The following is an 8,335-nucleotide window of genomic DNA, read 5'->3' as shown; positions in this document are numbered from 1 at the left end:
CGCGCATCTGTACGCGTCGCTCGGCTGGCCGATGCTCGAGGCCGAAGCTCTCGTGCACGCGCAGCGAGTTGAAGAGGCGATGACGATCTTCGAACGGTGCGGGGCGTCCGGCATTCTGCGCCGGCTGCGGTCTGTGTCGGCCGCGCCGGCCCTGACCGTGCTTTCGTCGCGTGAGCACGAAGTCGCCAACCTTGTGGCAGGAGGTCTTCGCAACGCCGAGATCGCCAAGCGACTCGATATCCGATTGAAAACCGTCGAGAAGCACATCGCTTCCATCTTCGAAAAACTCGAAGTGCACTCGCGTGCGAAGCTCGCGGCGCTTGTCGCGGCAGCGACGCAAAACCGCGCGGTCTAGAGCGAGCGGAAGTACTCCACTGTTGCTTTGATCCCCGCCGCGAGCGGCGTCTGGGGTTCCCAGCTGAGTTCGCGTTTCGCCGCATCGACCGCGAAAACGCACGTCCGCACGTCGCCGGCTCGTTTCGGGGCGCGCACGACTTCGACGTCGCGTCCGACTTGCGCGGCGATGGCGCTATGCAGCGCGTTGACCGACGTGCCGATTCCCGTGCCGATGTTCAAGCACGTGCCGTCGCCTTTGTCGAGCGCCAGGAGGCCGGCGCGTGCGACGTCGCCGACGTACACGAAATCCTTTTGCTGTTCGCCATCCCAATCCACGCGGATCGGCTCGCCTGCGATGATGCGTCCCGTGAAGATCGCGATGACGCCGGCTTCGCCGTTCGGGTCCTGGCGCGGCCCGTACACATTGCCGTAGCGCAGGGCGGTGAACTCCAGGCCCTTGGCGGCGCGGAAGTAGCGGAGATAGTGTTCGGCGACCATTTTGGTGATGCCGTACGGCGATTCGGGGAGCTGCGGGTGCTTTTCGTCGATCGGCAGGTACTGCGGCGTGCCATACGTGGCGGCCGATGACGCAAACGTCACCTTTCTCGCGCCATATGTCGCAGACAGACGCAAGACGTTGATAAGGCCTTTGACGTTGACGTCGGCGTCGAACTGCGGGTCTTCGGTCGAAATCGCGACGCTGTGCTGAGCGGCATGATGCGAGACCGCCTCCGGCTTGAACTCCGCAAAGACGCGGTCAAGCTCCTTATCGCGGATATCGCATCGATAGAGTTTCGCCTTAGAATTCACATTTGCGCGACGGCCGCCGCCGCGCTCCCAGAAATTATCGACGATCGCGGTCTCGTGACCGGCCGCGACCAAAGCGTCGATAAGGTGCGAACCGATGAAGCCAGCACCGCCGGTGACGAGAACGCGCATGCGATACCTAATTCGTCGAGCCGCCGCGTGCGTGCGGCCGGATGTGTGGAGGTTGAGGGGTTAGAGCGCTTGATCTAGAGGTGCAGGTGCCCTGTCACGGCCAGCAAGATCAGCACCAAGAGCACGATTACCAGGGTGTCCAAGCAGCGCATCTCCTTTGTCGACGCGAGTGTTGGAACTTCTTGTTCCCGTTCGGCTTCAGGCGTTCCTCGCGGCGAGCGACACCGAGAACGAGTGGACGCACAATGAGGGCGCCGTGATGCGCCGGCATGGATCGTTGGATACTTGATGCGCGACTCGGTCACGCACTCGCGCTTGCATTCGCGGGCTACGCGATCGGTGTGATCGCAAGTGCGCATGCGCTCGGTTGGCCCACTGCGCTCTGCTGCGTCGCGTTGCTTGCCGTCGCCGGCTGCGTGCGGCGCACGGACGCCGTGAAGCGAGCGGCAGTCGAACTCACGGTCATCGTCGGCGTCGCGGCTGTCGCGGGGATCTGCCTCGGCGCTCGGGCCGGATGGGCGCGATCGCATCCGCCATTTGCCGCGCTTCAAGAGCGGCACGTCTCTGTCGAAGCGGTCGCACTCGAGCGCCCGAAGCCCACCTCATCGGGCGTTTCCTTAAGGATTCGCATCGATTCCGTCGATGCGCCGCGCGGTGCGGTAGCCGCTTCGCTCCTCGGCCGGGTAGCGCTGCTCGAAGCGCCATCGTTCCAAAGCGGTTCAACGATTGCGGGGCGGTTGACGCATGTGAAAGGCCGTGTGGAATTGCCCGGCGGGCCGCGCAACGATGGAGAACCGGCTCAACGCGACGTCCTGGCCGAACAAGGCGTGGCGCTCGTGCTGGCGGCACCGGCAGCTCGCGATATCCGCATCGACGGTCCGGCCGCGGGAATCGAAGCGGGGCTCGCCAGACTGCGTGCGATCTTTGCGAACGCGATCGAGGCGCGTCTTCCGGCGCTCGACGCCACCGTCTTAGAAGGCGTGCTCTGGGGAGACCGAAGCGATCTTCCCGCCGCGCTCCGTCAAGAATTTTCCGACACCGGCACGGTCCACGTCTTGACCACCGCGGGGTTGCACCTCGGAATCATGGCGGCGCTGCTTGCGCGGCTGCTCGCGGCATTACCGCTGCCGCGTCCGGTCCGCATGGCGCTCGTCGTGTGCGCTGCCTGGTCATATGCGGCGCTGGCAGGCCTGCATCTGCCCACGATTCGTGCCGCCGCCATGTTGACAGCCGGCATCGCGGCGTTCGAGAGCGGTCGCGGAAGAACTCCATCGGCGGTGCTCGCCGCGGCAGCGTTTGCCGTGGGCCTGCCGCAGCCGCTTACTGTGCTATCGCCTTCCTTTTCTCTCTCGTTCGCGTGCGTCGCGGGTATCGCGCTGTTAAGCCCGGCGCTCGAGCGCCTTGGCATGGACGCCAAATCGGGCTTCGATCGCCTCGTCTTGGAGCTCGCCCGAACAAGTCTCGTCGTGCAGATCGCGCTTTGGCCATTGCAAGCGCTGTATTTCAACGTCTTCACGCCGTACGCGGTTGTCGCGAATTTGCTCGTCGTACCGTTGATCGGGGCCATCATGGCGTGCGGCGCCGCGTTCGTCGCGCTAGCGCAAATCGCGCCATGGGCGTGCACCCCGTTTGCCAATCTCGCTTGGTGGGGCGTGCGCGCGGTGACGGACATCGTCGACCGTACGGCATCGCTGCCTGCCGCACACGTCGACATGCCGCCGCCAAGCCATGCGTTTCTCGTGCTGTATTGGATCGCGCTTGCGGCGTTCGCGCTCGCCGTGAAGTTCGGCGCCGAACGCCGGCGTCTCGTCGGCGGTGCGGTCGCCGCTGGAGCCGCGCTCGCCATCGTCTACTGCGTGCCGGGCTTCGCGGCGGCGCTCGATCCTCGCCTCCATCTCGACGCGATCGATGTCGGCCAAGCGGATTGCCTTCTCGTGCGCGCGCCCGGCATGCACGCGATGCTGGTGGACGGCGGCGGCAAGCTCGAGCGCGCGGGCGTTTCCGGCCAGATCGTCGCGCAGCCGATCGGCGACGTGATCGCGACCAAGACGGTCATGCCGTTCTTGCTGCGTCATTGGATCACGCATCTCGACTACGTCGTGCTCACGCATCCGCACGGCGATCACGCAGGCGGGCTCCCGGTCATCTTGGCGCGCGAGCGCGTCGGCGCCGTCTACGACTCTGCGCAGCTCTACGGCGGGCAAGCCTATCACCGCGCGCTTGCGATCATGCGCGACCGACACATCCCCTGGCGCCGCGCGGTGCGCGGAGTATCGTTCGATCTCGGGCCGGCGGTGCGCGTGCGCGTGCTCGGGCCGGAACTCCCGCTGCTGACCGGTACCGCCTCAGATATCAACAACAATTCAGTCGTGTTGCGGGTGGAATTTGGCCGGGTCGCGATGCTGCTCACCGGCGATGCGCAATCTGAGGCTGAAGCGCGTCTGCTGTCTCATGGCGGCGCCGATCTTCGTGCCGACATCCTCAAAGTCGGACACCACGGCAGCGCGTATTCTTCCACGCCCGCGTTCTTGACGGCCGTGCATCCGAGGATCGCGATCATCTCGTGCGGACTGCACAACGTCTTCGGCCACCCAAGCCCGAGAACGCTGTTCGCGCTACGTACGATCGGCGTGCGCGTTTACCGAACAGACCTTGATGGGGGCATCAGCGTCGACACGAACGGTACTGGGCTCGCCTCACGATGCGCGATAGACCGCTAGACCAATTCGGCGATTCGCGCAGCCGCACGCGCTGCGCCATCGGTTTCGACCGGTTTATACGAAACGGGCTTCGCCAATTCTTCGGCGAGCGCTGTCGCAATGATCTCCGGCGTAGCGGTCGCGTAGTCCATGCAGCGGCCCGCGCCGTACTGTTTGAGGCGATGACGAACGTGGAAATTCTGCTCGAAGTGATGGCGAAGCGGAAAGTACAGGAACGGCCGCCGATTGGCGGTGAGTTCCATAGTAGTGGTCATGCCGCCCTGGACCACCGCGACGTCGCACGCGGCGAGGTGGCGATAGAGGCCATCGACATACGCGCGCACTTCAAGACCTCCGGCTGACGGTAAAGATGTGGGATCGATGCGCGGTCCCGCCACCACGATCATCCGCAAGTTCGCGACCTTGCGCTTGGCCAGCGGATATGCGTCGATGACCCGGCGCAGCAGGTGTTCGCCGACGCCCGACCCGCCGACGGTCACGATGCAGACGACCTCGTCGGGCTTGTAGCCGAGCTCGGCGCGCAACTTCGCGCGGTCGGCGAGCGCGGACGGATCGAAGCCGGTGATGTAACCTGAGAAGTCGAAGTGCTTCATCGTCCAGTCCGCGATCTGCGGCAATTCGGCGCCGAAGCTGTCGGGCACGATGTCCTCCGGGTTGCCCACGAAGATAGAACGGTCGCGTAGATGAGGATAGCGCGTGATCTGTTCGATCATCTCGGCATTGTAGTCGGACGTGAGGAACGACTCGCGTTCGCCACCGTCGGGCATCGGGAGCCATCCGACGAAATCTGTCATCCAGACGTACGGCGAACGCTTCTCTTCCGGATTCTCGTGCAAAAAGTAGTCCAGTTCCCACGCTTCGTCGCCGATCCAAAGATCGTAGGGTTCGTCACGAACGATATCGTGGAAGACCATGAAGTTATTGATGAGGATCTCGTCCATCCGGCGCAGCGCCTGAAACGCATGGAGGTCGTGCTCGTCCGACTCGCTCTCGATGTGCTTGCTCTCGCTCGCCAAGAACTTGCTCGCCGGGTGAATTCGCTCGCCCCGAGCCTCGAGGACGGCAGTCACCGGATGCTGAGCGAGCCAATCCACCGTGAGATCCGGGTGCAGGCGGCGCAGCTCTTCCGCGATCGCGACGTCGCGCATCGCGTGACCCAATCCGATCGGCGACGAGATGTAAAGCGCGCGCTTTGGACGCTTGCGAGCAGCCGACCAGCGTCGTGCCCCATCTGTGCGCTGACCGTTCGTGACCTGCGGTTCGTTCACAAAAACTTGCTCGGCGAATTCTCGCAAGAGCAGATTGATCTTCACCGGCTGGCGGGCCCAGAGCAGATGGCCGCCGCCTTCGACCAAGACGAGCCTTCCGCCGGTGGCGCCGGCGACGGCGATTCCCCGCGTGGGCGAGACGAGCTTATCTTGCTCGCCGTGGATGACGAGCACCGGGCATTCGATCTTGCGATAGAGCTCCGCGACTTGCGGATCGTCGGGCGTGAGCGTCGCGATGTATTCCGGCGCGTCCACCGTCGCGATGAGGGTCTGCGGCGTGGTCTCGAGGGCGAAACCGACACAGTCTTCGCGCTGTTTCGTGGAGTGCGGTTCGTACGCGGCCTCGGCGAAGAAGAATTCGAGGAAGTCGCGGTAGTTGCTGAGCCAATAGTGCCGGTTTTCCTTGGCCCAACCTTCGTGGTCTTCCAGGACCGCGTCGAACGATGTGACTTCCCGTTCGGGCATGCTCTCGCCGTACGGTGACACCGGCGCGAAGAACACGAGCCCCTCGGCGACGTGCGGGTGTTCGCCTGCGAGCAGCGTCGCGGTCCAGGCTTCGGTGCAGATGCCGACGATGACGGCCCGCTCGGTACCGGTCGCGCGCAGCACCGCCATCGCATCGGCAACGCGCTTCCAATCGGTGTACTGTTTTGGATCTTGCGGTCTGTCCGATTTTCCGTTGCCGGGCGCATCGTAGGTCACGACGCGGAAATGACGCGCGAGATATGGCACCTGCGCCTTCCAGACGCGCGAATGCGTGATAGACCACGGCGGAAGAAGCAAAATCGTCTGCGGTCCGTCGCCAAAAACCTCGAACGCGATCTTGATTCCGTCGCGTTCGGCGAAGCCTTCGCGGTCCGGGTATCTAGCTCTCATCTCGCACTTCGCTTTCGCATTTTTGCGTCAAGATCTTCGAGCCAACGGTCGATCCAATCCAGCAGCTCTTTGTGTCCCGTCCGGATGCCGGAGAGCGTGCGAAGAAACATCCCCTCGTTGAACGTGAAGACGAGCGCCGTCACTGCTTGAAGTGGAAACTCACGACGGTCGAGCTTGTATTCCGTCATCGCCTTATCGAAAGCCTCGGTCACGACTTGGCCCCAGGCCTGATCGACCTTTGCGACGCGCTTGCGGATATCGGGATCGTTCCAGCCCAGCGCCTGCAGTTCGAACCAGACCTTTGAGTAGCCGCTCGTCGAGTCTTCGTCGAGGTAGCGCATGGCGGTGCGCCATTTCTCGAGAAACGGTATCTCGCTTGCGTACATCGCCCGCTGCCGCGCGATCAACCGGTCGGTGAATCGCTCGAGCACTTGCAAGAGCAGCTCTTGCATCGATCCGAAGTAATAATGGACGAGCCCGTGGTTGAGGCCGGCCTCCTCGGCAAGTTTGCGCGTGGTGATGCCGGCGTAACCCACGCTCACGAGCAAGCGCTCCGCGGCGTCGAGAAACGCTTGTTCGGCTTCTTCACGCGCAGGCGTGATGCCGAGTCGTTGACGTTGCGTCGCTTTGATTCGATGACTCCTCATCCAAGCGGAATGCGAGGCAGGCTGTTATAGTCCTGGTATCGCGTGCGGCGCCAAAAGGCTTATGACTGCGAGCGCAGCGAGCGCTGCACCGACGGGCAAGACGAAGCGTTCGCCGTTCTTCGCGCCCTTCTCGATGAGCATCACCACACCCAGTACTCCCATCCAGGCGAGATGGGCGACGCCGGCCGCGAACATGACGAGCATGAGCGCCCAGCAACACCCGACGCAGAAGAGCGCGTGACCGAGGCCCACCGAAAACCCGTTGAGCACGCCGCGCTTGTAGTGTCGCGCAAGATACATGCCGGGATGCCGGCATGCTTTTAGGCACGCGTCTTTGAGCGGCGTGAGCTGGTAGATCGCTGCCAGCCCGAGCGTCGCGGCTATGACGATCTGCGAATGCGCAGCGAGCCACGGCCACGCATCGACGGCGCGATGCACTTGCATATCTCCCGCAAACGCCGCAACCGCGAACGCGCTCCAAACGACGAAGTACGCGACGAGAAAGAGGGCGAGCGACGCGGGAAAATCCGGTGCGTTCCTCGCTGCGGCCGCGTACATGCGGATGAATCCGAGCGATGACGGCAGCATCATCGCGGCGGTCATGATCTGCCATCCCGCAAGCATGATGAGCGCGGACGACCAGAACGGCAGCCCGCTTTCGTAGAGGGTGTGGTGGTGGAATCTGACGGCGGTGCCGCTCAACTCCACCCACACGCTCAAGCCCCACGCCGCAAGGATGATGGCGAGAAGTATGCCGAGCGTCGGCGTTGTCCGGCGCCCGAGGTCCCCAGCCTGTCCAGCGGTGCTTGCCATCGCTATGCTTCGAACCCGAAGTCGCCTTGGATCGCGTTGCGGTCTTTGAACGTCCAAACCATGCCGTGTTCGGGGATGTTCACGACATGTTCGGATGCTTTCGAGACGTACGCCGGCGCACCGGCGATCGTGCTGAAGATGCTGTCGCGCAATGTCGTCACAGAACCGTAACCGCTCTTGTACGGGGCCATCTTCGCGTGCACTTTATCGCCCACGACGAGCGTGCCCTCGCCGCCCGTGAGCTTGTGTTCGATCGGCACGGAGTACGTCGCGAGATCCTCTTTGATGAGCCCGTTGAGATCTGCCAGCGGTCCTCCGAGGCGCCCATGCCAAGCATCCAGCAGAGCTTGCTTCTGTTCCGGCGTCGCCGCGCCGTCGATGTACGTGACGCGAGTCCACGATTTCGGTACGAGGACGTTGCCCGGGATTTTCACCACTTGCACGTATGTGAGCCCGGAGACGTCGATGCCGTTGATCTCACCTTTGTCGATGTGGTATGCGTTGAATGCGTCGCACGAGCCGCCATCGGGGTCTTCGCCGATCCAGCATCGGCACAGCGTCTTGCACGAGCATGCCTCGAGCAGCGTGCCCTTCAGGGTGTATGTCTTGGCAGCAGTCTTTGACTGCGGTTGGGTCTGAGTAGCCACTTGATCATTTCCTCCGCGCATGGGAGCAATAAGGAATCAACGACCGGTCAGGCGCGCTCCCGAGTAAGTCACTCGCCTTGGTCAGTTGA

The 8,335-nt window shown here is 63.4% G+C and carries 7 protein-coding genes; 2 read left to right on the top strand and 5 right to left on the bottom strand.

Features of this window, described 5'->3' with window-relative positions; genetic code table 11:
* Positions 1-355 (top strand): helix-turn-helix transcriptional regulator (locus VKT51_10865; GenBank protein ID HLJ84664.1); only part of this gene is annotated, 355 nt, incomplete at its 5' end.
* On the opposite strand, the gene VKT51_10860 is transcribed toward VKT51_10865, so the two are convergent.
* Positions 352-1,275 carry an NAD-dependent epimerase/dehydratase family protein gene (locus VKT51_10860; GenBank protein ID HLJ84663.1) on the bottom strand — a complete coding sequence of 308 codons (924 nt, stop codon included), beginning with the start codon at positions 1,273-1,275 and terminating at the stop codon, positions 352-354. The genes VKT51_10865 and VKT51_10860 overlap by 4 nt on opposite strands.
* 269 nt (positions 1,276-1,544) lie before the next feature.
* On the opposite strand from VKT51_10860, the gene VKT51_10855 reads away from it, so the two are divergent.
* Complete coding sequence (locus VKT51_10855) at positions 1,545-3,995, top strand: DNA internalization-related competence protein ComEC/Rec2 (protein ID HLJ84662.1); 2,451 nt, start codon at positions 1,545-1,547, stop codon at positions 3,993-3,995.
* Here the strand turns inward: VKT51_10855 and VKT51_10850 are convergent.
* The 4 genes from VKT51_10850 to VKT51_10835 are packed head-to-tail and all read right to left on the bottom strand — an operon-like array spanning position 3,992 to position 8,246.
* Positions 3,992-6,139 carry an alpha/beta fold hydrolase gene (locus VKT51_10850; protein HLJ84661.1) on the bottom strand — a complete coding sequence of 716 codons (2,148 nt, stop codon included), beginning with the start codon at positions 6,137-6,139 and terminating at the stop codon, positions 3,992-3,994. The genes VKT51_10855 and VKT51_10850 overlap by 4 nt on opposite strands.
* The gene (locus tag VKT51_10845) at positions 6,136-6,786 is read right to left on the bottom strand and encodes a TetR family transcriptional regulator (GenBank protein ID HLJ84660.1); all 651 of its coding nucleotides are present in this window, start codon (positions 6,784-6,786) and stop codon (positions 6,136-6,138) included. The genes VKT51_10850 and VKT51_10845 overlap by 4 nt, the downstream gene beginning before the upstream one ends.
* A 24-nt stretch (positions 6,787-6,810) precedes the next feature.
* The gene (locus VKT51_10840) at positions 6,811-7,599 is read right to left on the bottom strand and encodes a DUF2182 domain-containing protein (protein HLJ84659.1); all 789 of its coding nucleotides are present in this window, start codon (positions 7,597-7,599) and stop codon (positions 6,811-6,813) included.
* 2 nt (positions 7,600-7,601) lie between these two features.
* Positions 7,602-8,246, bottom strand: coding sequence for a DUF1326 domain-containing protein (locus VKT51_10835; protein ID HLJ84658.1), 645 nt, complete (start codon positions 8,244-8,246; stop codon positions 7,602-7,604).
* Positions 8,247-8,335: the final 89 nt, after the last annotated feature.

This window comes from Candidatus Eremiobacteraceae bacterium, from assembly GCA_035295225.1.
Lineage (GTDB): Bacteria > Vulcanimicrobiota > Vulcanimicrobiia > Eremiobacterales > Eremiobacteraceae > JABCYQ01.
The sequence above is the reverse complement of the archived record's forward strand: the minus strand, read 5'-3'. Positions and strand labels throughout refer to the sequence as shown.

What these genes read in the sequence shown, in the direction of transcription:
- VKT51_10845 (HLJ84660.1), bottom strand. Translation starts at nt 6,786, where the DNA reads ATGAGGAGTCATCGAATCAAAGCGACGCAACGTCAACGACTCGGCATC.
- VKT51_10855 (HLJ84662.1), top strand. Translation starts at nt 1,545, where the DNA reads ATGGATCGTTGGATACTTGATGCGCGACTCGGTCACGCACTCGCGCTT.
- VKT51_10850 (HLJ84661.1), bottom strand. Translation starts at nt 6,139, where the DNA reads ATGAGAGCTAGATACCCGGACCGCGAAGGCTTCGCCGAACGCGACGGA.
- VKT51_10840 (HLJ84659.1), bottom strand. Translation starts at nt 7,599, where the DNA reads ATGGCAAGCACCGCTGGACAGGCTGGGGACCTCGGGCGCCGGACAACG.
- VKT51_10860 (HLJ84663.1), bottom strand. Translation starts at nt 1,275, where the DNA reads ATGCGCGTTCTCGTCACCGGCGGTGCTGGCTTCATCGGTTCGCACCTT.